General features: G+C 39.8%; 23 protein-coding genes and 4 tRNA genes. 16 read left to right on the top strand and 11 right to left on the bottom strand.

Going from position 1 to position 26,096, the window contains the following annotated elements:
• Positions 1-10: 10 nt before the first annotated feature.
• Entirely contained in the window at positions 11-349 is a 339-nt protein-coding gene (locus tag HL290_RS12115) for a hypothetical protein (RefSeq protein ID WP_005038239.1), read from the bottom strand.
• 274 nt (positions 350-623) lie between these two features.
• Between HL290_RS12115 and HL290_RS12110 the strand changes: the two genes are divergently transcribed.
• A complete protein-coding gene (locus HL290_RS12110; protein WP_045433461.1) occupies positions 624-1,571 on the top strand; it encodes a hypothetical protein in 948 nt (315 codons plus the stop codon).
• A 90-nt stretch (positions 1,572-1,661) separates the two neighbouring features.
• Here HL290_RS12110 and HL290_RS12105 read toward each other — a convergent pair.
• The 8 genes from HL290_RS12105 to HL290_RS12070 form a co-directional block, all read right to left on the bottom strand.
• Positions 1,662-1,737: transfer RNA gene (locus tag HL290_RS12105), tRNA-Glu, on the bottom strand.
• A gap of 30 nt (positions 1,738-1,767) precedes the next feature.
• Positions 1,768-1,843: transfer RNA gene (locus HL290_RS12100), tRNA-Glu, on the bottom strand.
• 121 nt (positions 1,844-1,964) lie between these two features.
• Positions 1,965-2,864, bottom strand: coding sequence for a hypothetical protein (locus tag HL290_RS12095; protein ID WP_080758469.1), 900 nt, complete (start codon positions 2,862-2,864; stop codon positions 1,965-1,967).
• A 119-nt stretch (positions 2,865-2,983) separates the two neighbouring features.
• Positions 2,984-4,405 carry an amino acid permease gene (locus tag HL290_RS12090; RefSeq protein WP_016139971.1) on the bottom strand — a complete coding sequence of 474 codons (1,422 nt, stop codon included), beginning with the start codon at positions 4,403-4,405 and terminating at the stop codon, positions 2,984-2,986.
• A 128-nt stretch (positions 4,406-4,533) separates the two neighbouring features.
• A tRNA-Glu gene (locus HL290_RS12085) sits at positions 4,534-4,609 on the bottom strand.
• A 25-nt stretch (positions 4,610-4,634) separates the two neighbouring features.
• Positions 4,635-4,710, bottom strand: a tRNA-Ala gene (locus tag HL290_RS12080).
• Positions 4,711-4,767: 57 nt separating this feature from the next.
• Positions 4,768-6,276 (bottom strand): glutamate--tRNA ligase, encoded by a 1,509-nt coding sequence (gene gltX / locus HL290_RS12075; protein WP_198496589.1) that lies wholly within the window; start codon positions 6,274-6,276, stop codon positions 4,768-4,770.
• 116 nt (positions 6,277-6,392) lie between these two features.
• Positions 6,393-6,692 (bottom strand): DUF4179 domain-containing protein, encoded by a 300-nt coding sequence (locus HL290_RS12070; protein WP_198496588.1) that lies wholly within the window; start codon positions 6,690-6,692, stop codon positions 6,393-6,395.
• Positions 6,693-7,092: 400 nt separating this feature from the next.
• Here HL290_RS12070 and HL290_RS12065 point away from each other — a divergent pair, with 400 nt between their 5' ends.
• On the top strand, positions 7,093-8,091 hold the full coding sequence (locus HL290_RS12065) for a sulfate ABC transporter substrate-binding protein (RefSeq protein ID WP_198496587.1): 999 nt from the start codon (positions 7,093-7,095) through the stop codon (positions 8,089-8,091).
• An 88-nt stretch (positions 8,092-8,179) separates the two neighbouring features.
• On the opposite strand, the gene HL290_RS12060 is transcribed toward HL290_RS12065, so the two are convergent.
• Positions 8,180-8,779, bottom strand: coding sequence for a TetR/AcrR family transcriptional regulator (locus HL290_RS12060; RefSeq protein ID WP_198496586.1), 600 nt, complete (start codon positions 8,777-8,779; stop codon positions 8,180-8,182).
• A 122-nt stretch (positions 8,780-8,901) separates the two neighbouring features.
• Between HL290_RS12060 and HL290_RS12055 the strand changes: the two genes are divergently transcribed.
• From HL290_RS12055 to HL290_RS12015, 9 genes are all read left to right on the top strand, one after another.
• On the top strand, positions 8,902-9,507 hold the full coding sequence (locus HL290_RS12055; RefSeq protein ID WP_198496585.1) for an NAD(P)H-dependent oxidoreductase: 606 nt from the start codon (positions 8,902-8,904) through the stop codon (positions 9,505-9,507).
• A gap of 258 nt (positions 9,508-9,765) precedes the next feature.
• Positions 9,766-10,689, top strand: a complete 924-nt coding sequence (gene rsmH / locus HL290_RS12050) for a 16S rRNA (cytosine(1402)-N(4))-methyltransferase RsmH (RefSeq protein WP_005044059.1) — start codon at positions 9,766-9,768, stop codon at positions 10,687-10,689.
• Positions 10,689-11,021 carry a cell division protein FtsL gene (gene ftsL, locus HL290_RS12045; protein ID WP_003653828.1) on the top strand — a complete coding sequence of 111 codons (333 nt, stop codon included), beginning with the start codon at positions 10,689-10,691 and terminating at the stop codon, positions 11,019-11,021. The genes rsmH and ftsL overlap by 1 nt, the downstream gene beginning before the upstream one ends.
• Positions 11,022-11,032: 11 nt before the next feature.
• Entirely contained in the window at positions 11,033-12,865 is a 1,833-nt protein-coding gene (gene ftsI, locus HL290_RS12040) for a penicillin-binding protein PBP3 (protein ID WP_198496584.1), read from the top strand.
• 3 nt (positions 12,866-12,868) lie between these two features.
• A complete protein-coding gene (locus HL290_RS12035) occupies positions 12,869-14,368 on the top strand; it encodes a UDP-N-acetylmuramoyl-L-alanyl-D-glutamate--2,6-diaminopimelate ligase (protein ID WP_198496583.1) in 1,500 nt (499 codons plus the stop codon).
• Between the two features lie 8 nt (positions 14,369-14,376).
• On the top strand, positions 14,377-15,777 hold the full coding sequence (locus tag HL290_RS12030) for a UDP-N-acetylmuramoyl-tripeptide--D-alanyl-D-alanine ligase (RefSeq protein ID WP_198496582.1): 1,401 nt from the start codon (positions 14,377-14,379) through the stop codon (positions 15,775-15,777).
• A complete protein-coding gene (gene mraY, locus HL290_RS12025; protein ID WP_003653822.1) occupies positions 15,778-16,896 on the top strand; it encodes a phospho-N-acetylmuramoyl-pentapeptide-transferase in 1,119 nt (372 codons plus the stop codon). It abuts the gene before it with no gap.
• A 59-nt stretch (positions 16,897-16,955) separates the two neighbouring features.
• Positions 16,956-17,288, top strand: coding sequence for a hypothetical protein (locus HL290_RS12020; RefSeq protein WP_004639737.1), 333 nt, complete (start codon positions 16,956-16,958; stop codon positions 17,286-17,288).
• A gap of 2 nt (positions 17,289-17,290) precedes the next feature.
• Positions 17,291-18,115, top strand: a complete 825-nt coding sequence (locus HL290_RS12015; protein ID WP_198496581.1) for a putative RNA methyltransferase — start codon at positions 17,291-17,293, stop codon at positions 18,113-18,115.
• A gap of 53 nt (positions 18,116-18,168) precedes the next feature.
• Here the strand turns inward: HL290_RS12015 and ponA are convergent, their stop codons facing one another.
• Positions 18,169-20,730, bottom strand: coding sequence for a penicillin-binding protein PBP1a (ponA, locus tag HL290_RS12010; RefSeq protein ID WP_198496580.1), 2,562 nt, complete (start codon positions 20,728-20,730; stop codon positions 18,169-18,171).
• Positions 20,731-20,891: 161 nt separating this feature from the next.
• Between ponA and HL290_RS12005 the strand changes: the two genes are divergently transcribed.
• The 5 genes from HL290_RS12005 (at position 20,892) to pilQ (ending at position 26,091) form a co-directional block, all read left to right on the top strand.
• Complete coding sequence (locus tag HL290_RS12005; protein ID WP_198496579.1) at positions 20,892-21,950, top strand: pilus assembly protein PilM; 1,059 nt, start codon at positions 20,892-20,894, stop codon at positions 21,948-21,950.
• Positions 21,950-22,591 carry a PilN domain-containing protein gene (locus tag HL290_RS12000; protein WP_017390950.1) on the top strand — a complete coding sequence of 214 codons (642 nt, stop codon included), beginning with the start codon at positions 21,950-21,952 and terminating at the stop codon, positions 22,589-22,591. The genes HL290_RS12005 and HL290_RS12000 overlap by 1 nt, the downstream gene beginning before the upstream one ends.
• Positions 22,588-23,337: a type 4a pilus biogenesis protein PilO gene (locus HL290_RS11995; RefSeq protein ID WP_198496578.1), complete on the top strand. Its 750-nt coding sequence runs from the start codon at positions 22,588-22,590 to the stop codon at positions 23,335-23,337. The genes HL290_RS12000 and HL290_RS11995 overlap by 4 nt, the downstream gene beginning before the upstream one ends.
• 10 nt (positions 23,338-23,347) lie before the next feature.
• The gene (locus tag HL290_RS11990; protein ID WP_198496577.1) at positions 23,348-23,875 is read left to right on the top strand and encodes a pilus assembly protein PilP; all 528 of its coding nucleotides are present in this window, start codon (positions 23,348-23,350) and stop codon (positions 23,873-23,875) included.
• A gap of 62 nt (positions 23,876-23,937) precedes the next feature.
• Positions 23,938-26,091 carry a type IV pilus secretin PilQ family protein gene (pilQ, locus tag HL290_RS11985; RefSeq protein ID WP_198496576.1) on the top strand — a complete coding sequence of 718 codons (2,154 nt, stop codon included), beginning with the start codon at positions 23,938-23,940 and terminating at the stop codon, positions 26,089-26,091.
• Positions 26,092-26,096 lie beyond the last annotated feature (5 nt).

Genomic DNA, 26,096 nt, shown 5'->3' with positions numbered 1-26,096 from the left:
GAATGATTGATTAGATTTCCCACTCGTTATTGCAGTCACGGCATTTCCAATGTTTTTGTGACTGCATAAATGCTTGCATAGACAGTTTAAAGTCTGGTAAATCACGCCAGAACATAAAACCTGCCCCTACAGTCACAACAAAAACAACTACTGTTGCAATTTGAAGAGAGCTGCTTGCACCATTGCCAAAAATCCACATAAAAATGCTAATAATAACCAAGAGTAAAAGCATAAAAATTGCAGGAATTAAGATAGCAAGGCTTTTAGGAACAGTTGGTTTTGCGCTGTTAATGCCTTGGCTTACAGGCATAATTTTAACACTTTGACATTGAGGGCAACGGTATTGCATAGGAACTCCACATTCAGTTTGAATCTATTCTAACGGAAATGTCGAAAAAGAAAAAAATTTGTAAGATATCGATGAAGTGCTTTGAGCTAGCAAAAAATTAATTTTGAATAAACAAGGAAATACAAAAAGTAGATGATTTATGCGTACACATAAAAATTAAAATAATATTGTAGAGCATGCTAATCTACAGAAAAATGAAGTGTGATTAGCACTATAAATGAGCTTAAATACTCATAAATAGGATGTGAAATAAATATAAAAAGGAGAGAGAGACTTGGGTCAACAAGATGACAATGAGTCGAAGCCTACAACAACAGCATCGGCTGTAGATAACCCAGATACCGCAAAACCGTCATTATCTCGTCGATTACTGCATAAGACATTGCAACATGCCCAAGATGCGGTCGGGTTCGCTAGTGATACGACACGTAATATTGCAGGGGTCGCGGATGCTGCATTAGATGCGCTCGACCAAGTGACCACTCACACCAGACGTGGAGTTGTCGGAATGACAAATCTGGCAGCAGGTACTGTGAGAGATATGGTGTCTGAAACCAGTGAAACTGCACGTCAAGTCGCGTTGATCATGGCACGTACATTTTTGGGGAAGAGCACCTTAACGCTATATTTACCGGAAATGCTATTAAACAATCAAATTCGTAAGCGCATAGATCGTTCTGAAATTGATGATATTAAAATCAAGTGTGGCAATGATAGTTTCCAAGTCGAGATCGATGGGCATTACCATCGTTTCATGTATCGTTTAAGTTTAGATTTTAAAGTATTGGAATGTCGTATTGGGCAGGAAAAATTTTTGCGCCTACGTCAAATGGATGAGAGCCTTGATGTCCAGATTCGCCATGGGGGAACTCTGTCAAACTGGGCTGTGCGCCGTATTGGTCGAGTTGGTTTTGAAGTGGTGAATATGTTACCGATTCCATCACTTATTAATCACTTGATTGGCGATATTCCTGGCATCCAGCGCGATGGTCACCGTATGTGGTTTATTGACCTAGAGCAAGCAGGATTTATTGACTTTATTAATAACCGTTCATGGATGGTAGAAAAGCTTCTGAGTTTGACTGATTTCAGTATTTTACCTGGCTTGAATATTTTGAGAGAAAGCCGAGAGTTGGTCCAGCAATTGGTAGATCAATTTGAAATTAGAGGACTACGGGTACAGTCGGGTCGCCTTGAAGTACAAGTGGGCATTGCGAGCTAATGGAGCATATGAAAAGCTAATCATTGATTGGTTTTTCATTTTTAAGGCAAGAAAAAAGCCACTGACATTATGCAGTGGCTTTTTAGAATTTGGCGTCCCTACGGGGATTCGAACCCCGGTTACCGCCGTGAAAGGGCGATGTCCTAGGCCTCTAGACGATAGGGACATATGTGAGGCATACATCTGAAAAAATTATTGGCGTCCCTACGGGGATTCGAACCCCGGTTACCGCCGTGAAAGGGCGATGTCCTAGGCCTCTAGACGATAGGGACGTTTCAGAGGTGGGCGTATATTAGGTTGATTTAATAAAAGTGTCAAATAGTTTTCTGAATAAATATTAAAAAAATCTATCAAGCGCTTAAAAATAACTCAAATTGTAGAAAATATATACATTTAGCCCTCTTTTTTCTGAAAAGGTTCAATAATTGCCTTTATCACGGAGGGATGTTGTAAATATCCTAAAATCTCATGAGGCTGGTTGGCGAAGGTAAAAATTTTCTGATTAATAATAGGTGGATCAAAGTTAAAAGGAGCCTCACATAATGGAAATGCAGTCAGAAAATCATCTTGGGAATAAAAATTAAACCATTCGCCGTCAATATGGGGTGGCCTAGAAATTGGACTCGGGAGCTTACTTTGAATGACGCGAAAAGATAAAGGAGACGCTAATGTTATAAATCGTTTAATCGAAAACCGATATGAAGGGTTTGAAAGTAGATTAAAAGCAATAACTGAGCCGAGAGAGTGTGCAACGACGATATAATCATCATCTTCTCGCATTTTTTGTAAAATCCGCTCATTCACTTCCTGCATAAATTCAGGATTAGATAAGTACATATAAGTTTCAATCAGAAACTGCTGTATCAAGCTCTCATGCAATTTTGGAAAGTTGTTTAAAAGAACAACCAATTCTTTGAGTACTCGATCCTTTACGAGCTGAGAGGTGAGATAAAGTCGTTCTGAGAAGCTTTTTTCAGCTGGGTCAGTTGCTGGTAGTAATAAAGGAACAAATGGAGTGTGTTCTTTAGCTGGAGGATTGTTGCGATGTAAGTGAATAGGTAAATAATTATTTAAAAAAGACTTAGGTAATAAAGTATTAGGGTTTAATTGATTGCTTAATTGATATTTAGTCATCAGATCGCCATAAAATGGCATATGAATATGAAGATCGCGCACGTTAACTTTGCAAGGCATCTGTTTTAGACCGAGCTTAAATACTTTTAACCAATGCTCTTTCAAGCGATGTGCTGTGTAATTCTGTTGATTCATCCCGTGGATAAATATAATTTTCATTCTATACAAGGAATTGTTTTTAATATAAATTTTAATCTACAACGGTATGTTATATAAAACCAGTATGCAGACAAAAAAAAGTGTAGCTTTTTGCTACACTTTCATTGAATAAGAGTGGTTTAGACTTTATTGCGGTAAAAAATAAAATAGCTGACATAACATAAAGCTGTAAAAATAAGGCAGCCTACGAAACCAGCACGCATTTCAGGGTCTGCTGCCATACTTAAACAGGTAATAAAGCAGAAAATAAAACCTAAAATTGGGACGATAGGAAATAATGGAGCAGCATATTGTAAGTCTTTAACTGTATGGCCAGATTTGTACCATTGGCGACGGAAATTAAATTGACTTAAACAAATGCTCATCCAGACAATAACCATAGTAAATGCTGCAACGCCAAGCAGATTTTTAAAAATAGTCTCTGGGGCAAATTGCTCTGATAACAAGCCTGGAATTGCTCCAAACATTGTTACAACTAAGGCAACAATAGGTGTCCCACTTTTTGAGAGCGTAGCAAATACGCTAGGTAATAATTTTTGTTCTGACAGTGACCACATCATACGTGAAGCGGCATAAAGTCCTGAGTTTGCTGCCGAAAGCAGAGCTGTAATAATTACAAACCGAATAATGTCATCTGCATAGGGAATGCCAATATAATTAAATACGGTAACGAAAGGACTACTACTTACGCTTTCACTGCCTAAACCTGCAAGCTGGAAGGGAAGCAAAGCACTAATAACAATAATGGTTCCGACAAAGAAAATAAGAAGGCGCCAAATCGCAGCGTTAATTGCTTTGGGTACATTCTGAGCCGGATCTTTGGTTTCACCTGCTGCTACGCCAATTAATTCAGTGCCTGAGAAAGCAAAGTTAACAATTAGCATGGTGGTAAAAATAGGAATTAAACCGTGTGGGAACCAGCCTTGAGCTGTAAGATTGCTAAATAGCGGTGCAGTTTGGCTACCATGAAAAGGAATTAAACCAAAAATTGCTAATAGGCCGAGCACAATAAAAGCAATAACGGTAATGACTTTAATAAGAGCTAGCCAAAACTCAGACTCAGCAAAAATGCGGGTTGAACTAATATTTAAACCAAAAATAGTGATTGCAAAAACAATTGTCCAGATCCACATTGAAATATGTGGGAACCATTCCTGCATGAGTAATGCTGCGGCTGTGAATTCAGTTCCAAGCGTTGCAGTCCAGGTCAGCCAGTACATCCAAGAAATCATATAGCCTGTACTAGGACTAATATATTTTTTGGCATAGGCACCAAAAGAGCCAGAAACAGGCATGTGTACAGCAAGCTCTCCTAGGCAAAGCATGACCATATAAGCGATCGCGCCACCAAGAATATAGGCAATAATTGCACCAATAGCTCCAGTTTGTGAAATGACTTCCCCTGAACCTAAAAATAAACCAGTTCCGATTGCCCCGCCTAGTGATAGCATAACAAGATGGCGAGTACTCATGGCTCTTTTTAAAGGTGCAGTACTGTTCTGATGCTGATGAGCATCTAGTTGATTGTCAGATGGCTGCATATTACACATTGAGAGAATTAAGAAAGACGCTATTTTAGATAAAATAGACAAATGTGCAATCTAGAAAGAGATAAAGAATAAACAGTAAGGTGACGATAGAGTCTTTTAATAATTTTTAAAGCAGAATATGGCGTCCCTACGGGGATTCGAACCCCGGTTACCGCCGTGAAAGGGCGATGTCCTAGGCCTCTAGACGATAGGGACTTGATGAGGCAAACACAAAGGAGCGTGGTGGAGTCAAGCGGGATCGAACCGCTGACCTCTACAATGCCATTGTAGCGCTCTACCAACTGAGCTATGACCCCAGTTTGTGTGAGCGCAATATTAGGTTGAATGCGCTCACACGTCAACTAAAAAATGAATTAAACTTCGCTAGTTGCTTCATTTTTCGGCAATTTTAAGCTCTCATTGAGTTTTTCCCAATTTTTAACTTCTTTCTTGCTTGGTCCACCCACAATTTCTAAAGCGCGACGTAAACGAGCGAAAGTTAAATCAGGTCCAAGAGTGACCATCGACTGCATTACAGGGGTCGAGCTGGTTGAACCTGCAATTGCGATAAAGAACGCTGGCATGAAATCGCGTAATTTGATGTCCATCTGGTTCGCAAGATCCATTAGGGTTTGGCTCACAGTGTCATTATTCCAAGTGAACTGGCCTTCAAGACGCCATATTGCAAATTGAAGACTTTGACGAACCTGTTCAGAGGTCAATTTTTTACTTTCAAACATTTCTGCTGTGATTTGTGGCATATGGTTAAAATAGAAACCAGCCCAATTCACTGCTTCTGAAAGCAAATTAATACGTGGTTGAATAGCAGCAGCGATATCTTCTAAAGTGCTACGATCACTCTTCCAAGTTAATAAACGGTCTAATAATTGGCCAGGGGTTAAACCTTTGATCCATTGACCGTTAAGCCAGTTCAATTTTTCAACATCAAAAATTGGTCCGCCGAGTGATACACGTTGAATATCAAAGTTATCCATCATGTCTTGTAGCGTGAACACTTCTTTTTCGTCCGGCATTGACCAACCCATACGGCCTAAATAGTTTAATAAGGCTTCTGGTAATACACCGATATCGCGGTAGTAGTTAATTGACGTCGGGTTTTTACGTTTAGATAATTTTGATTTATCTGGATTACGTAACAATGGCATGTGGCAGAGCGTTGGCATTTCCCAACCAAAATATTGGTAGAGCAACTGATGCTTCGGTGCAGATGGAAGCCATTCTTCACCACGCAATACATGAGTGATTTCCATTAAATGGTCATCAACGACATTGGCCAAATGATAAGTTGGTAATCCATCATTTTTAAGAAGAACTTGCATGTCGACTTGCGCCCAAGGAATTTCAACTTCCCCGCGTAATAAGTCATTAAATTTACAAATACCTTCTTCAGGTACTTTCATACGGATAACATGTGGTTCGCCTGCTTCCAAGCGACGTGTCACTTCTTCTTGAGAAAGTTTTAACCCACGACCGTCATATTTTGGTGTTTCACCACGTGCTTGTTGTTCTGCACGCATCTGGTCTAATTCTTCGGCTGTAGCAAAACAATAAAAAGCATGACCTTTTTCAACAAGTTCTAATGCATATTGCTTATAAATTCCCATACGTTCAGATTGGCGATACGGTGCATGAGGACCTCCCACATCTGGACCTTCAGACCAATTTAGACCTAACCAACGCAATGAATCCAAAATCATTTTTTCAGACTCTGGTGTAGAGCGAAGTTGGTCTGTATCTTCAATCCTTAAAATAAATTCTCCGCCATGTTGTTTCGCAAAACACATGTTAAATAAGGCGATGTAGGCGGTGCCGACATGAGGAAAACCAGTAGGGGATGGTGCAATACGAGTACGAACTTTCATAGGTAATGGGTCAAAATAAAAATTGAAACTATTATAACGAAAAAGCCCAGTATTCTGACGTTTTATTTAACATCAGACTGGGCTAAAACTGAAACGAAGAGGGGGGGGGTCAGATTTTAAGAAGTATGCGGCTGAAAGATTGCCTGAACAAAACGTGAAAAACGTTCATGCTGAGCAGCGAGAAAATTTTGAGTCGGTGTAACGCGAATAGTATTGAGTACTTTAAGCTCATCATTTGTAGAAGGTAATACAATAGGATTACGTTTCTGTTGATCTAAAGCTTTTTCAATAAGCGAAGTTTGCTTATCTGACCCAGTTTTATTCGGGGTATCTTTAAGTACTGCTGCTGCAGAAAACTGTGATGCCAAACCCAGCACCAAACTTAAGCTTAACGCTTTTCCATAATGAATTTTCATTATTAATCATCCCCTCTGTTCATTACATTTCATCTATTTTTTGAGTTTAACGAAATGTAAAATTACGGTAATGCTACGATTTAAACATAAATCTTAATAAAAAAGTGGAACTGTGTCACACTTTTTACAAAAATTATCTATATTTTAATCTGGTCGACCCAAATGTAGGCCATATGTATCCTTTGCGCTTCATTATTTAACAAATTAATGTGTAGATAAAGTGAAGGCCCTCATTAAGTTGTAAGGATAATTACAAAACTTTTCAAAAATGAAATAACTTAGACATCTTAATCTTATATATTTTAAAGAGATTAATAAAAAATATATTAATATAAGTAATTGATTGTAAATTATAAAATTAAAAATATAGTAAAACTAAAACCAATGATGGATTTTGTAAATGAAAAAAATATCAATAATGGCTGTAGCTGTGTATTTGGGAATGGCAACAGCAGCTCAAGCCGCTACCTCTTTTTTAAACGTTTCTTATGATCCGACCCGAGAATTTTATCAAGAATATAATCAGGCTTTTGGGAAGTTCTGGAAACAGCGTACGGGGCAAGATGTTGAGTTTAAACAGTCGCACGGTGGATCTGGTAAACAAGCTCGGGCGGTGGCTACTGGTTTAGAAGCTGATGTTGTAACGTTAGCGTTAGCTAATGATATTGATGAGATTGTGAAAGCAGGTTTTATTCAGCCGAATTGGCAAAAAGAATTTCCGAATAATTCTGCGCCTTATACTTCTACTGTTGTATTCCTGGTACGAAAAGGTAATCCGAAAAATATACGTGACTGGAATGATCTAACAAAACCGGGCGTTGAAATTATCACCCCTAACCCTAAAACAGGTGGCGCACCTCGTTGGATTTATTTGTCTGCGTGGGGTTATGCCTTAAAACAACCAGGTGGTAACGATGCTAAAGCTCGCGAGTTAGTTAAAAAGCTTTATCACAATGTAAAAGTACTTGATTCGGGAGCACGCGGTTCGCTAACAACATTTGCTGAACGTGGCATTGGTGATGTTTTATTATCTTGGGAAAATGAAGCTTTACTAGCGACTAAAGGACCTGATAAAGACAAATATGAAATTGTTTACCCATCAATTTCAATTTTGGCAGAGCCATCAGTCGCAATTGTAGATAAAACCGTTGATAAAGATGGGAACCGCACTTTAGCAAAAGGTTATTTGAACTTTTTATATTCACCGTTAGGGCAAGAGTTAGCGGCTAAACATTATTTCCGACCACGTAATGCTCAAGTGGCAGCAAAATATGTAGCACAATTCCCAAAAATTAAATTATTTACCATTAATGATGTGTTCGGTGGTTGGGCGAAAGCTCAGAAAACTCACTTTGCTAATGGAGCTATCTTTGATCAAATTTATGATGGGAAGCAGTAATTAACTAAGTTTTTCCATGTGGCCGCTTATTTAATAATTAAGCGGCTTTTTTGAATTTTAAGATTTTCACATCTAATTTTTGATTAATTTAGAAATTACCCAATCTTTTTAATAAGGTGCTGATAAAGATATTAATGTAGTGGTCTACATCATCTTTAAAAATCATATATTGTAAAGCTAGCCCATAACTTAATGATACAAGCTCTATAACAATAGAGTCATAGTCATCAGGCTCAGCTATCTGCATTAAAGAAAAAAATTGCTTCATGATCTTGGTTACTTCTTGCTGATGAGTTTTCCAAACCTTTTGATACTCCTCTGCGAAGGTAATATCACGTGCAGCAAATAGTTGTAGCTCTATTGATATCTTCAGCCATTCATCGTTTGTAAAAAAAACCTTCAGCCATTGGCGTAACGAATCGATTAATTGCTCAGTATTTGAAGGAGCACTGGTAAATATTTCTTGTAATTGTAAATTTTCTTTAGCGAATTGAAGCTCCATCAGCTCAAGTAAAAACGCTTCTTTATTGTTGAAATTAGAGTAGAAGGCACCTTGAGTATAACCTGCTTGTTTAGAAAGATTCCTGATTGATACCGCGTTATAACCAAATTCAGAAATGAGAGCAAACCCAGCTTCAATGAGATGCTGTCGAGTTTGTATCTGTTTTTCATTGCGAGAAAGAGTCATAAGAGCCAGATCAAATAATAGTTGAGATATCACTTGTTATCTTAATTTTTATAAGATATTTTCGCTACTTATTTATTTCAGATATCACTTGATATTTGAATGTGCGACAATAAAGGCGATATATGTCTCAACTCTCTAAACGTATTGTAGTTATTAATGGTCATCCATCCGATATCAGTTTTAATCATGCATTAGCTCACAACTATGTAGCACAAGTAAAAACATTAGGTGTTCACGTAGATCTTGTAGAAATTGCTAAGTTGGATTTCGAGCCTAATTTAAAATATGGTTATGAGAAACGTATGGATCTGGAACCTGATTTAATGAATGCGTTGGAAAAAATTCAAGCCGCTGATCATTTGGTGTGGTTCTTTCCAGTTTGGTGGGGAGGACTTCCAGCCATAGCTAAGGGTTTTATTGATCGACTCTTTTTACCAAATCTTGTATTTAGTTACCGAGAAAACAGCAATCGTGTTATTGGTCATTTACACTCCAAATCGGCACGACTCATTACTACTTTAGATCAGCCGGGCTGGTTTTATCGTTGGTACTATGGTGAACCAAGTACTCGTCAACTTAAAAAAGCGACTTTGCAATTTTGTGGGGTCAGCAGAGTCAAAGTTAATTATATTGGAACAGTGCGGGGAGCAAGTTCAGACCAACGGCAAAAATGGTTAAATCAAATCGGTAAATATGCCGAAAAAGATTGCCAGCTCATCTCGTCCTAAGGCAAATCCGTGAGAGTCTCTAACGGAATAAGCGTAAAGGAAAAAGAGAATTTTTTAGGTAAAGTGGTTAATAATAATTTTTATAAATTCGTATTTAGCTATAAAAAATTATTCTTGGTTTCTTATTTTGCTTAAAAAGTGCTAACAAAACGGTTTTATCTATGAAAAATTAATATTTTCCTACAAAAAGCCGTTTGGCGTTGGTCATAAACAAGGTGATAATGTGCAGTTACATTTTCACGCTATGATTTAACACCTATGTCGCATATTTCTGTCTTACTTTCCGAGACCATTGAGAGCTTATTGGCAGATCGCACAACTGGGGTGTATATCGATGCAACCTTCGGAAGAGGTGGGCATACACGTTTATTGCTTTCTAAACTTGATGAAAATGCACGAGTGTACGCATTTGATAAAGACCCTCAAGCATTGGAAGTTGCTGCTGCTTTGGCCCAAGAAGATTCAAGATTTACCATCATTCATGCCAGTTTTGCTGATATCAAAGAGAAGATGCAGGAAATTGGCGTGATGAGTGTTGATGGAATCATGGCTGATCTAGGGGTTTCATCTCCTCAACTTGATCAGGCAGAGCGTGGTTTTAGTTTTATGCAAGATGGTCCGTTGGACATGCGAATGGATAATTCTAAGGGTTTAACTGCGGCCGAGTGGTTACTTAAAATTGAAGAAGAACAATTAGCAAATATTATTTATCAATATGGTGAAGAGCGTTATAGTCGACGTATTGCTAAAGCCATTAAACTAGCTGGAAAACTAGAAACGACCGCTCAATTGGCGGAAGTTGTTAAAACCGCTCATCCAAAATGGGAAAAACATAAACATCCAGCGACACGTGCATTTCAGGCTATTCGAATTGCTATTAATAAAGAGCTAGAAGATATTGAACTGTTTTTGCCGCAAGCTGTAGACTTACTAAAACCGGAAGGACGTTTGTCTGTTATTAGTTTCCATTCTCTTGAAGACCGACTGATTAAGCAGTTTATTCAAAAAGAATCTACGTTAGCAGAAGATTTCGGTTGGGGAATGCCTGAGCAGCGGGTAGATACTAGAAGATTAAAGAAAATTTCACGGGTTCGTGCGAGTGAAGAAGAAGTAAAAGCGAACCCTCGTTCACGTAGTGCATGGCTTCGGGTTGCTGAACGCTTGGAAGAAAAAGGCGCGTAATGAAAAGCAGTGATGAAATCGCAACCACAGAAAATAACGTGGTGAAAAAAGTTGTTGTGTATACAGTATTGGTGGCGCTTGTTTTTATAAGTGCCATGATGGTGGTATTTCAAGTATTTGAATATCGGCATGATTATAGAGAGCTTAGCTCTTATATGCGTGAACGTGATGATCTCAATGCTGAATGGGGGCGTTTGCTCATTGAGCAACAAACCTTTGGTGCAACGGCACAGATTGGTACGCGTGCTGTAACTCAGCTACGGATGTTTTCTCCACCGGCTGCAGAAACGGTGGTAATTTCTTTACCAATGACCTCAGAGCAAAATAAGTAAGGCCTTGCTGTATGGTAGATAAGCGAACAAAACAAACACGGAAAAAACAGCAGTCTATTTCGGAAAAACCAACTCTTGCCTTTGATATGTGGCGGTTTTATCTGCTCTGGGCAGTGGTGCTGCTCTGTTTTGTTGTTTTAATTGCGCGTGCATTTTATGTACAAGTAATTAATAAGGATTTTTTACAAAACAAGGCCAATGCCAATATTTTGCGTACTGAGCGTGTGGAAGCCATGCGTGGCGTGATTAGTGATCGCCATGGGGTACCTTTGGCAATTAGTACACCGATCATGAAAATCGTAATGGATCCACGTGATTATTTCGATACGAAGCACTTATATGATCAAATTACAGAAGAATTAAAGAAAGATCCGAATAATCGTAAATTAAAAAGACAATTACCCGATAAAAATTTGAATCTTGATGAGTTGGCAGATGTTGTTGGTTTAGACCGTACCGATCTTAAAAAACAGATGAATGCACGACCGCGTTCTCGTTATCTGGTTTTGAAGAAAGAGATACCACCGCAACAGGCAGACCTCATTACGAAGGGTAACTTTCAAGGGGTATATGCCGAGAAAACGTATAAGCGTTATTATCCTCAACCACAGCCAAATGCCCAGATTATTGGTTTAACCAACAGTGAAGGCCAAGGGATTGAAGGCTTGGAAATGCAGCTCAATAAACAGCTGTCAGGTGTGGATGGTGAGCAAAAAATTATTCGTGATAAGCGCGGAAACCGTTTAAAAGTTTCAGAGGTTATTCGTGAGGGTGAACCGGGCGAAAACATCACTTTAAGTATTGATTCACGTTTGCAGTACATTATGTACCGTGAATTAACAGCTGCTGGTGTTGCAAATAACGCTCGTTCGGCAACAGCTATTGCTGTAGATGTTAAAACTGGCGAAATTTTGGCAATGACCAGTTGGCCGTCATATAACCCAAATGACAAAAACGGTTTATCTAATAAAGATGCCATGCGTAACCGCGGTGCGATTGATATGTTCGAACCGGGTTCAACCATGAAGCCATTTACTGTCTCTGCGGCACTGGAAACTGGACAATATACGCCAAATACGATTGTAAACACTTCTCCGGGTTCAATGCGTTTAGGTTGGCATACGATTCGTGATACTCATAATTATGGTGCATTAACTGTAAGTGGCGTAATTATCAAGTCTTCAAACGTGGGTTCTGCAAAAATTGCATTGTCGCTTCCAAAGCAAACATTGCCGAGCTTCTTTAATCGTGCTGGCTTTGGTAAACGTTCGGCTGTGAAGTTCCCAGGTGAAAGCTCAGGTTTGGTACTACCGGTAAGTAAATTAAATTCTTCCCAAATTGGTACCATGGCTTATGGTTATGGTCTAAATGCGACTATTCTCCAGTTGGCGCAAGGCTATGCAATGCTTGCAAATCATGGCGAGAAAATGCCTTTAAGCCTACATAAGTTAGATCAGGCACCTAAAGGTGAACAAGTTCTAGCTCCAAAAATTGCCGATCAGGTTTTGCTTATGCTAGAGCAGGTGACGATGCCTGGTGGTACTGCAAAACAAGCTAATATTCCGGGTTATCGCGTGGGTGGTAAAACTGGTACGGCGCATAAACTTCGTGCAGACCGTAAAGGTTATTCAAATAATGAATACCGTGCTTTATTTGCTGGTGTAGCCCCAATTAGTGACCCGCGTTTAGCCGTTATTGTTGTGGTTGAAAACCCGCAAGGCCGTTATTACGGTGGTTTGGTTGCTGCCCCTGTTTTTGCACGCATTATGCAAGAATCATTGCGCTTAATGAACGTACCGCTTGATAAGCCCCTTGATACTCCAGAAAACCCTATTCGCAGGTAAGCTATGTCTGTTTCTTTTCAAGAAATTAATCCAGTCGAGATTGATGCACAGTGGTCTAAGCAGCCTTTTCATGGCTTTAGTTTAGACAGCCGTAAGGTTGAGTCAGGCCAAATCTTTATCGCCTTGACCAGTTATAGCCAACCTGAAAAAACGCGTATATTTGCTGAGTCTGCTTTAGCCAATGGTGCACTTGCTATCATTAGCGAGACTGAGTTGGGTTTGGAAAATGAGTGGGTATGTCCTGATGTGCGTCAACGTATGGGTGAGTGGCAACAGCGTTATTTGCAGCAGATAGATCCAGTTGCACCAGCACGTATTGTTGCAGTGACAGGCACAAATGGTAAAACGACAATTTCACGTCTAATTGCTGAGTTAATTAGTTCGCAACAACAGCAATGTGCAGTGATGGGAACTACGGGTAATGGTATTTTGCCAGACTTAACACCATCAACGCATACCACACTTGATGCTTTACAATTACAAAATGCGTTACATGACTATGCTAAACAAGGTGCAACTTTTGCGTCTTTGGAAGCAAGCTCACATGGTTTGGAGCAGGGCCGTTTAAATGGTTGTGCTATTGAAATTGCCGTTTATAGCAATTTGAGCCGTGATCATCTGGATTATCATGGCACTTTAGAGGCTTATGCTGAAGCTAAGGCTCTTTTATTCCGCTTCAGCTCTTTAAAAGTGGCTGTTATTAATCTGGATGATGAGTATGCTGCTCTAATGATAAATGCAGCAAAACAAAATCCTGCTCAGCCAAAGATTCTGACGTATTCGCTTACTCAAAATACAGCAGATTATTATATTAGTGACCTAACTTACAGTTTGGCTGGGGCGACTTTTCATTTAGTTAGCCAGCAAGGTTCTTTTGCTGTTCAAAGTCCATTATTGGGACATTTCAATGTCGAAAACTTGATTGCAGCACTTATTGCTGCTGAGCAAGCAGGTTTTGATTTAGAAGCATTAGTCGCTTTTGTCCCTCAATTGATTGGTGCGCCGGGACGGATGCAGGTCATTCGTGATGGTGAACGTTTATTTGTTGTGGATTACGCACACACACCTGATGCTTTGATTCAGGTGCTTAAAACTTTAAAACGTCATGTATCTAATCAGCTTTGGGCGGTATTTGGATGCGGGGGAGATCGTGACCGTGGGAAACGCCCACTAATGACTCAAGCGGCTTTAGATGGCGCAAATCCGATTATTTTGACTTCAGATAACCCAAGAACTGAAGACCCTGAACAAATTTTTGCTGACATGAAGCAAGGAATCGATTTTTCAGGGCACCGTATGCATGAAATTCATGGCCGCCGTGAAGCAATTAAATTTGTTGCACAGCAGGCTCAGGCTGGTGATATTGTTGTTATTGCTGGTAAAGGTCATGAAAACTATCAAGAAATTAATGGTGTGCGTCACTGGTTTGATGATGTTGTTGAAGTTCAATCAGCGATTGCTGCGCAACACCATACTGTAGACGCTGCTTACCCTGCACAATAGGACAAATTATGCATACTTCAACCACCAGTACCGTGCCTTTGGAACCGTGGACAGCTCAGCAATTACAACAGGCAACACAGGGCTACTGGCATAAAGACCAGATCCCTCAAACTGAAATTAAACGTATTTTGACGGACTCACGTCATGCGGAAACTGGGGATGTTTTTTTAGCACTTAAGGGTGAACGTTTTGATGCGCACGACTTTGTAGCTCAGGTTGCAGCGAATGGTTGTCAAATCGCAATTGTTGAACGCCCTTTAGATGTAGATATTGCCCAACTAGTTGTTGCCGACACTCGCTTGGCTCTCGGGCAACTTGGTGCTTATCGCCGTGAGCAAAATACACAACTAAAAGTGATTGCATTAACAGGAAGTAGTGGCAAAACTACAACCAAAGAAATGCTGGGTAGTATTTTGTCGCGCTTAGCACCGACACTAATCACTCGAGGCAATTTAAATAATGACCTCGGTGTACCGATGATGTTGCTTGAACTGAGAAAAGAACATCAGTTTGCTGTAATGGAACTAGGTGCTAGTCATCAAGGTGAAATTGATTATACTTCTAAGTTGGTTCAGCCTCATGTTGCGGGCATTTTAAATATTGGGACAGCTCATTTAGGCGAATTTGGCGGACGTGAAGGTATTTGCCGCGCAAAATCAGAAATTTATCGTCATATTTTACCAAATGGCGTTGCAATCGTTCCACAACAAGATGACTTTACGGCTGAAATTCATAAAGCTGCGCAAGCACATCGCATTTCTACATTTGGCGTAGGGGGCGATATTTATGCAACAGATATTGAGTTACTGCCTCAATCAACAAATTTTACCCTACATACGCCGCAAGGGACGAGTACCGTTAAACTCCCTTTTGCAGGTGAGCATAATGTGCAAAATGCCACTGCGGCTGTAGCCTTTGCTTTGGCGCTTGGTATTGGACTTGAAGATATTGTCCAAGGCTTAGAGCAAGCTCAGGGTGCTAAAGGTCGTCTAAACTTTATTCAAAAATCTCCTTACTTATTTATTGATGATACTTACAACGCCAATCCAAATTCTATGCGTGCTGCTGCACAAGTATTGTTACAGCAACAAGGCATAAAAGTGATGGTAATGGGTGATATTGGTGAGTTGGGAGATAGCAGTTGGCAAGAGCATCACGATTTAGGCCATGATCTCGCCGAACTTCCTTTAGATCATATTATTGCAGTTGGGCAGTTTGCTTCAGCCGTTCTCGAGGGTGCAGACTCTCATTCCAATAAAGTGAAAGCATTTCAGACACAAGCTGAGGCGCTTCCATTTCTAATCAATCTAATCCAAACACATCAACCCCAGTCCATGAGTTTCCTGTTTAAAGGTTCTCGCTTTACTCATATGGAAACGTTGATGGCTGATTTGATGGAGAAACTTTAAATGCTGTTATGGTTGTTTGAACAACTTGCGGGCTATCACAGTTCGTTTCAGGTCGTTCGTTATTTAACATTACGTTCTTTACTCAGTGTATTAACGTCCCTGACCATTGGTTTGGTCCTTGGACCGATCATGATTCGTAAATTACAAGCGTTAAAATACGGTCAGGCAGTAAGTTCATTTGCTCCTGAAAATCATGCTAAAAAGATGGGTACACCAACGATGGGTGGGATTTTAATTCTGCTTTCAATTGGGATTAGTACTTTACTCTGGGCTGATTTATCTAACCCTTATGTCTGGATTGTGCTTGGTGTAATGGTTGTGTTCGGTGCTGTAGGTTGGGCAGACGACTGGATTAAAATTCGCTATAAAGACAATGCAGGTTTACCTGCACGTAAGAAGTTTTTCTGGACTTCTGTTGCATCCCTTGGTGCTGGTATTGCGTTATATTTAATTGCAACTCAACAGTCCAATGCAGAACATACTGCAAATATGCTGGATTTATTGATTCCTTTCTTTAAGAATCTTTCAATTCCACTCTCAATTGTTCCTTTAGGCTTGGCATTTATTGTATTTACCTATCTGGTGATTAATGGTGCCTCTAACGCGGTTAACTTAACCGATGGTTTAGATGGTTTGGCGATCATGCCTGTTGTAATGGTAGCTACAGGCTTAGGTGTATTTGCTTACTTGTCTGGTGACATCCGTTTTGCTAACTATTTACATATTCCATATGTGAAATATACCTCTGAGCTTGTTGTGATCTGCTCTGCCATGATTGGTGCAGGTTTAGCATTTCTTTGGTATAACGCGCACCCTGCCCAAATCTTTATGGGTGATGTTGGCGCTTTAGCTTTAGGCGCGATGCTTGGAACGATTGCTGTCATGGTGCGCCAAGAAATCGTATTTGCGATTATGGGTGGTGTGTTTGTAATGGAGGCAGTATCTGTCTTCTTGCAAATTGGATCGCTGCGAATGCGTAATAAACGCGTATTCTTAATGGCGCCGTTGCATCATCACTATGAAAAGCAGGGCTGGAAAGAAACCCAAGTTGTGATTCGTTTTTGGATTATTACAATTATATTAGTAGTTTTAGGTCTAATGACTTTAAAATTGCGATAGATCTTATTTTAGTGTCAATATAAAGCCAGTTCTACTGGCTTTTTTTATTGGAGAGATGAATGACAAAAGTTGCTGGTCTAGACCAATTATCTGTAATTAATCAAAAAGTGGTTGGTGAGGGTGAGGTATTACCTCAGGTCGTACTTAAAGATGGAAGTCAGGTACAAACAGGAACTGTCGCTACAATGTTGCATAATATTGAATTATATAATGCAGGGCAAAGAGGACAGATTGAAGAGGAATTAAAGATCGCAATTCCAACTTTAGTCAAGGTTGGTCTATTTGATTTATTTCAGGTGGACGAATGGATTAACGGAACAAATGCTGGGCGTACATTTGTGGGAATGCACGCAAAGACTTATTTACAACAAAAAGAACAAGAGAATAATTAAAAGTGACTAAGCAAATTTTAATGTGTCCTGTGTGTCGTCAATCTCTGGATTTAAATGAAAAAACTTGGCGATGTGGACAAGGGCATAGTTATGATGTCGCTAAACAAGGTTATGTTAATTTACATGTTGTGCAACATAAACATAGTAAAAATCCAGGAGATACGCCAGAGTCAGTCGATGCGAGACGAGCTTTTTTACAAGGCGGTTATTACCAACCCTTACAACATGCTGTAGTCGATTTATTGAAACAACTCGATGTAAAAACTGTACTTGATATTGGGTGTGGTGAAGGCTATTACACAAGTGCTATGCAGCAAGTGGTTGAGCAATGTGTTGGGGTTGATATTGCAAAAAATGCGGTACAGCGTGCAGCAAAGCTGAATAATGAGGTGACTTGGGTTGTGGGAACTGGTGCGACTTTACCTGTGCTTGATCAAAGCATGGATGCATGTACCAGTTTGTTTAGCCCAATTCCACAAGCAGAAATTGCACGTGTTTTAAAAGATGATGGCTATTTAATTGTTGTCACGCCTGCCTCTGAACATTTATATGCAATGCGTGAAGCTTTATTTGAACAAGTTAATCCTCACACGCCAGAAAAGTTTGTGGAGCAGTTGCAAGATTTGTTCGAGCTCAAGCAAGAGCAAATTATTGATGCCCCTTTTGTGCTTGATCAGCAGGCCTTAAAAAATCTAATTGCTATGACGCCTTATGCTTATAAAGCTTCTCCCGAACGTCGTTTGCAGTTAGAGCAGCAGTCGCAATTAGAAGTAACGGCCTCTTTTCAAATTTATGTCTTTCAGAAGCATAATAAAGAAGCTAGCTAATAGACTATTTTTAAAGCGTAAAAAAAGCCATCTAACGATGGCTTTTTTATTATTTATTCAATCTGATTAATCAGATTTTCTAGTTCATCTTTTTCTCGCTTAGGCGCAGGTTCCTGTGAAGGTCTCATGGCCGGAGGTGCAGCTTTTGATGGAATAACAATTTCTTCGCCAGGTAAATCGGCAAAGTCATTGTTATTGTTGAGCTTCGGTTGCGGTGGTGCTGGACGATATAGTGGACGAGCCAATGGTGGAGCCGCACGATAAGTTTTCTTGTCGCTAACTTCTACTACCGCTTGAGTTTTGTCACGTGAAATAGGTGCTTGAGCATCTTTGTCGAGGCGAACCCAAGCTGATGGTGTACCTTCCAATGCTTGACCCATAAAGTTGATCCAGATCGGTAATGCAGCAATACCACCGTACTCACGACGACCTAGTGTCGTCGGTTGGTCAAATCCAACCCACGTCACAGTAACTAACTTGCCATTGAAGCCAGCAAACCATGCGTCTTTTGCATCGTTGGTTGTACCTGTTTTACCGCCTAAGTCATTACGACCAATTTTAAGCGCAGCACGGCCTGTACCATGTTCAATAACGTCTCGTAAAATATTAGCCATGTCATAAGCAGAACTTGATTTTAAAATACGCTGTGCCTGACGATATTCACTGTTCGCTTTATCAGTCTGTTTAAGATTAAGTTGCTTAGCTGCCTTTTCTTTCTGCTCTACATCTTTATTAGTAACTTCAATCACTTCATCGTCTGTTGTCGTCGTTTTTTGCTCGTCATCAGTTGTGTCAGGCGCGTTAATACATGGAATACATGCATATTCAGGTTTAGCTTCATAAATGACTTTACCGTATGCATCTTCAATACGTTGAATAAAGTGCGGTTGAATGCGATAGCCGCCATTGGCAAAAGTCGAATATCCCGTTGCCATTTGAATTGGTAAGACTTGAGGAGTACCTAAGGCAATGGTGTAGTTACGTGGAATTTGATCTTCTTGTAAACCAAAATCCATAAATAACTGGCGAGTACGTTCAATACCGACTGTCTGTAAAAGACGTACAGATACGGTGTTACGAGATAAATACAACGCACGGCGTAATGGAATCATTCCTAAATAACGACCGTCTGAGTTTCTCGGTGTCCACTTACCAATCGTGATAGGACTATCATTCACCATACTGTACGGCGTCATACCGCGCTCTAGTGCCAATGCATAGACAAAAGGTTTAATTGTTGAACCCGGTTGGCGCCAGCCTTGTAAAGCACGGTTAAATTTCGATTGATAGAAATTATAACCACCTACAATTGCTTCAATTGAGCCGTCGTTAGGATTGATTGCAATGAGTTGACCTTGAACTTTTGGAATCTGAACTAAAGACCATGCCGTTTTTGCTTCATTTGGACGTAAGCGAATAATATCTTTAACTTGAACAATTTGGGATGCACGGGAAGGAGCACCACCTACACTATTCGCATTGCGATAGGGACGGGCCCATGACATACCTGACCACTGTACAGTAACTGTTGTACCATCTTGCATTAATGCTTCAAAAGAGCTGCTATTTACCTTGGTAACCTGTGCGGGGTAGGTGTTGGCATATGCTCTAAATTCACTTAATGGTTTGTCGTGTGCTTCAGCACCGCGCCAGCCATGACGACGGTCATAAGCTTCAAGACCATCTTGCACAGATTTTTCTGCAATCGCTTGGCGTTTAGCATTGATGGTTGTATAGACTTTATAGCCAGAATCAATTGCTTGTTCGCCAAAATGTTTTACGAGTTCTGAACGAACCATTTCACCTGCATAAGGGTGAATATTATTTAAATCCCGATTGGGCATATTGAGGTTGATCGGTTCAGCCACAGCTTTTTGGTATTCTGCTTGAGAGATATAACCCAGCTGTAACATACGACCTAAAATCCAGTTACGACGTTCAAGTGCACGCTCTGGATTAACCACAGGGTTGTATTTAGAAGGCGCTTTTGGTAAACCTGCGATCATTGCCATTTGAGCAATGCTGAGTTCATTAATACTTTTGTTGTAATAAATTTTGGCTGCTGCTGCGATACCGTAAGCATTTTTTCCTAAGAAGATTTTATTCACATAGAGACTGAGAATTTCTTCTTTGGATAAATTTTGCTCAATTTTTCGAGCCAAAAAGATCTCGGTTATTTTGCGTTTTAATGTTCGTTCTGGACTTAAATAATAGTTCTTTGCAACCTGCATAGTGATGGTTGAACCACCAGTTTGCACATCAGAGCCAGTCACACTTTCACTTAAAGCACGCCCTAAGCCCTTAAAACTGATCCCGCTATGTTCAAAGAAAGAAGAGTCTTCTGCTGCTAAAAATGCATGAATAAAAGCAGGAGGAATTTGTTTGTATTCAACCGGAATAGACAGCTTACCACCATACTCGGCAATCAGTTGATTATCTGATGTGTAGACCTGTAGTGGTTTTAAAAGCGGAGCTTTTTTTAGTGAACTCATTTCTGGGAGCGATGGGGCGATATAGAGATACATGCCATAAAAGCCCATCGGAAGTGAGACTAAGATAATAATAATGATCAAAAAAATTGGACGCACGAAGCCCAAACTGGATAGCTTTTTCATGATAAGTAAGCTTTAATAAGATCGAATACAAACTAATTGTGGTCAGTATAGCCTTTAGACATGCGGATTGTTAGATGAGATATTGTATCCGTGTAAAAATAAAGACCTAGATTATTGGTTTGTAATTTTTTTTGGGGATAAAAAAATAATAGGACAATAGTGTGCTCAGGTTATATCGTAAACCGAATAAGGGGTTAATGGGTGTCGATATTAGTTCGACTTCTGTTAAGTTGTTAGAGCTCTCTGTTAAGAACGGTAAATATTGGGTAGAAAGCTATGCTTTGATGCCTTTACCCGAGAACAGTGTAGTTGAAAAAAATATCTTGAATCCAGAGGCAGTTGCGGAAGCTTTGGAACGGGCGATGAATTTAGCAAATCCCCAAACCAGTAACGCTGCAATTGCTGTTCCAACATCGACGGTTATTCATAAAACCATCGAAATGGATGCAGATATGAATGATGATGAGCGAGAAGTTCAGATTCGATTAGATGCGGAGCAGTATATACCGTTCCCTTTGGATGAAGTGAGCCTTGATTTTGAGGTTTTACCAGATCGACTGCCTAATCCAAACCGCGTGAATGTACTTTTAGTTGCAACAAGAACAGAAAATGTTGAAACACGAGTAGAAGTACTGGAACTGGTGGACTTAACTCCTAAGCTTGCTGATGTAGAAAGTTATGCTGTCGAGCGTGCTTTTAGTGTATTTGCTGATAGCTTGCCAATGGGTGCAAATACCATTGGTATTTTAGATATCGGCCATACCATGACTACATTATCGGTTATGCAAAGTGGTAAAATCATTTATACCCGTGAACAAGTCTTTGGTGGCAAACAGCTGACTTTGGAAATTCAAAGCCGTTATGGTTTGTCTTTAGAGGAAGCGGGACGGGCTAAAAAAGAGCGCTCTTTACCAGATGATTATGACATCGAAATCTTAGAGCCATTTCTTGATGCTGTAGTGCAGCAAGCAGCTAGATCTCTACAATTTTTCTTCTCTTCATCACAATTCAATGAAATTGACCATATTTTACTAGCAGGTGGGAATGCCAATATTCCTGGGCTTGCCAAATTGTTGCAGCAAAAGCTTGGTTACCGAGTCACTATTGCCAATCCATTTTTACAAATGGGTTTTTCTCCTCAAGTCGACGTTCAAAAAATTGAAAATGATGCTTCTTCGTTAATGGTGGCATGTGGCTTGGCTTTAAGGAGTTTTGATTAATGGCAACAATTAATTTACTCCCTTGGCGTGATGGGCTTAGGGAACAGCGCAAAAAGCAATTTATTATTTTCTGTTTTGGGGTAGTTGTTCTGGGGATCACCACTGTATTTTCTGGGTGGTTTTATTTGAATCAAAAATTAAATGATCAAGAACAAGCTAATCAACTCATCACCAGTACAAACCAGAGTCTAGATCAACAACTTAAAACCTTAAATGGTCTGCAAGAACAGCGTGACGCTATTATCGAGCGTATGAAACTTATTCAGGGATTGCAAAGTCAGCGCCCTGTTGTCGTGCGTTTGGTAGATGAATTGGTACGTGTTACTCCTGCTGCGATGTATTTGACTAAATTTAGTCGAACTGGAGATAAATTTACTATTGAAGGTAAAGCGGAAAGTCCAAATACGGTTGCGGAGTTATTACGTAATCTCGAAGCATCACCATGGTATCGCAACGCTTTTATGAACTCTTTCTTAGCGACTGAAGAGAAAAAAGATAAGACTGCGAGTTCGCTGCTTCCTCGAGTGGAAGATAGCTATGGCAGTTTTGTTGTGACTGTTGATTTGGGCGAAATGGGGGTGACTACAACAGATGATACCGCCAATACGTCTGTAAGTACGGATAAGGGGGCGGTTAAATGAGTCCGGATGAACTTCATGAGTTGTCGTTAGAGCAAGCTCCATCTAAGAAAAAAAAGATCACTTTAGAAAAATTTCTTCAGCAATTTAACACACTAGATATGAACAGCTATGGTAGCTGGCCATTATCTGTGAAAATTACTTGCTGGATTTTTATTTTCTTTGCTGTGTTAGCTTTGGGATATTTTGTTGTTATTCAGCCAAAGCTACAAGCAATTGATAATGCACAGGCACAAGAAAGTAATTTGTTGAATGAATTTCGAGAAAAAGATTCAAAATTGCGTAACTTGCAGCAATATCAGCTTCAACTTCAAGAGATGCAAGCAAACTTTAATCAGCAGTTAGAGCAACTGCCAAAAGAAACCGAAATTCCAAGTTTGGTTGAAGATATTAATTTAACTGGGGTGAATTCTGGCCTGAAGTTTAAAAATATCCGTTTAGAAGATGAAGTGAAGCAGGAAATTTTTATTGAACAGCCTATTACGATGGAAGCAACCGGCGATTATCACGCTTTTGGTGCTTTTGTCAGTAGTATTGCGGCATTACCACGTATTGTGACAATGCATGACTTTGTTGTAGAGGCTGCACCTGTTAAAGATAGTAAGTCAGATATTCCTGTACTTAATTATTCTATTAAAGCAAAAACTTATCGCTATATGGGCGCCGCAGAAAATGCTGAAGATCCGGAAAACAACGATTCGGCTTCAGTAGCACCTGTTTCCTCTACTGCTAATACACAGTCGAAATAGGAGCATTACAATGAAACTTAAGCAAATTTCTTTTTCTATTTTGGCATGTTTAGTTTTAGTCGGATGTGACTCGAGAATTGACGCTGTAAATCAGCAAATGGCAGATATACGTAACCAGCCACCACAGCGGATAGATCCAGCACCGGTTTTCACACCTGTGCCACAGTTTAATTATGCGGCTCATCAACTAAAGAGTCCATTTTTACCAAGCTCACTTGCTGCTGAGCTCAAAATTATGGCAGGAAAACGGGTATATCCGAATTTCTCACGTGCACCTCAACCTCTAGAAAGTTATGCATTAGAATCCTTAAATATGAAAGGAAGCATACGTAATAACCGTGGGCAAGTACTCGCTCTTATCCAATCACCTGATCAGCAAATTGAGCGAGTGCAGGTGGGGAACTATATCGGGATGAATCAAGGGCGTATTACCCATATTGGTCCAACCCAGATTGATCTGGTAGAAATTGTCCCCGATGGGCGCGAAGGCTATGTGGAGAGACCAAGAACCTTAGTGTTAATTGGACCCGCACCCTAAAATTTAGGGAATAACAAAGAAAAAGTATTTTTAAAGATTATTTAATTGGGGATGGTCAGACAATGAATCACGTATTCCGTCAGTTTTCTATGGGGGCTGTAGCCATTGCAGTTATGCAGGTTGCATCTGCACAGGTCAGCATGACCAATATTGTACCGACACAAATTGCAGGTCAGGGTACAGAAATTAGAGTTATGTTTAATGGTTTGCCGCCGCAACCACAGGCATATCAACTTGAAAATCCTTCACGTTTGATTTTGGATTTTAATAAAGCTCAGCAGACTTTAACACAGTCAAAAGTGGCGATTGGTACCAATGAAGCGAGCTCGGTCGATGTAAGTTCTGACGATCAGCGCTCACGTTTAACTGTAAATTTAAAAGAGGCGGGTGCATTTACAACGCGCATAGAAGGCAATACTTTTATTTTAAAGATTAATTCAGCTCAAGCGGCTATTAAACCTTTATCAACAAATACGATCCAACCCCAGGGTGTTTCAAATGTTGGTTTTCAGCGTGGTAGTCAAGGTGAAGGGTTAATTGTTATTGATTTATTGGGAAGTAATACCCCTGTTGATGTGCAACAACAAGGCAGTAAAGTTGTAGTGAGAACACTAGGCTCTAAAATTCCCGCCCATTTAGCTAAACGTTTAAATGTGAACAATTTTGCGACCCCTGTTTCTACCATCGAATCTTATAATGAAAAAGGCAATGGCGTTATTACGATCCAATCTACTGGTAGCTATGAATATATGGCTTATCAGGCAGAAAATAAACTCACCATTAGCTTAAAGCGCCCGCAGGACAAAAACGTAACTTCTTTATATAAGACGCCTAATTACTCTGGTAATAAGCTTTCTCTTGATTTCCAAGATATTGAAGTTCGTAGGGTTCTACAGTTACTTGCCGATTTTACGGGCATTAATATGGTGGCCGCCGATAGTGTTCAGGGTAATATTACTTTGCGCTTGAAAGATGTTCCGTGGGATCAGGCACTTGATATTATTTTAAAAACTAAAAATCTGGATAAACGCAGAAATGGTAACGTTATTTGGATTGCGCCTGTTGCAGAGTTGATTAAGGCTGAAGAGGAGGAAGCTAAGGCTGTTGCTCAAAGTGTCAAACTTGCACCCTTACAAACTGAGTATATTCAACTTAAATATGCGCAAGCTCAGGATATTATGGGTTTAATTACTCAAGGCTCAAATAATAGTAATGGTTTACAACGGACTTCTGCTGGCGGAACATCAACTTCTACTAACTTAAATACGGGTGTTGATAGTTTAGGAAATAATGTTGGGAGTTTGTTGAGTCCACGTGGAACAATTACTCAAGATGATCGAACCAATACCTTAATTATTAATGATACAGCACAGTCGATTGATCAAATTCGTAAAATGATTGATTTGTTGGATGTGCAAGTCAAACAGGTCATGGTTGAGGCGCGAATTGTAAGAGCATCTACTTCATTTACCAAGGAGCTTGGCGTTAAGTGGGGAATATTATCGCAAGGTGTGAACAGTAATAACAGTTTGTTGGTGGGTGGTAGTGATACGACGCTTTGGAATTTAAGAGAACCAGATGACAAAGGTAAATACACGATTGAACGGCCAGATAATTTAAACGTTGATTTGGGTGTTACCTCAGCTGGAGCCAGTAGCATAGCTTTTAGCTTAATTAGTATGTCTGATTTTATGTTGGATTTAGAGTTATCAGCATTGCAGGCAGATGGCTATGGTGAGGTTATTTCAACACCAAAAGTCATGACTGCTGATAAACAACGAGCTAGAGTGGCAACAGGTCAGCAAGTTCCATATCAAACTACAACTAATTCTGCTTCTGGTTCAACTGCCACAACTTCTTTTAAAGATGCACTTTTAAGTTTGGATGTTACGCCAAGTATTACACCTGACGGTAAAATTCAAATGAAATTGGATATTTCAAAAGACTCGGTTGCCGATAGTGCTCCGAATGGTGAGTTAATTTTGAATAAAAATCAGATTAATACCAATGTATTGGTAAATAATGGGGAAACCGTTATTTTAGGTGGAGTATTTGAACAGGCAACTTCTAATTCACAAACCAAAGTTCCTTTCTTGGGAGACCTCCCTGTAGTTGGCCGTTTATTTAGAAAAGATGTGAAATCTGATGATAAACAAGAGTTACTGATTTTCGTTACGCCACGAATTGTTAATGACACTTTGGTGAGAAATCATTAATATAT

It is taken from the genome of Acinetobacter sp. AC1-2 (assembly GCF_016124155.1).
Classification (GTDB): Bacteria; Pseudomonadota; Gammaproteobacteria; order Pseudomonadales; family Moraxellaceae; genus Acinetobacter; species Acinetobacter calcoaceticus.
This window is presented reverse-complemented; position numbering and strand designations above follow the sequence as displayed.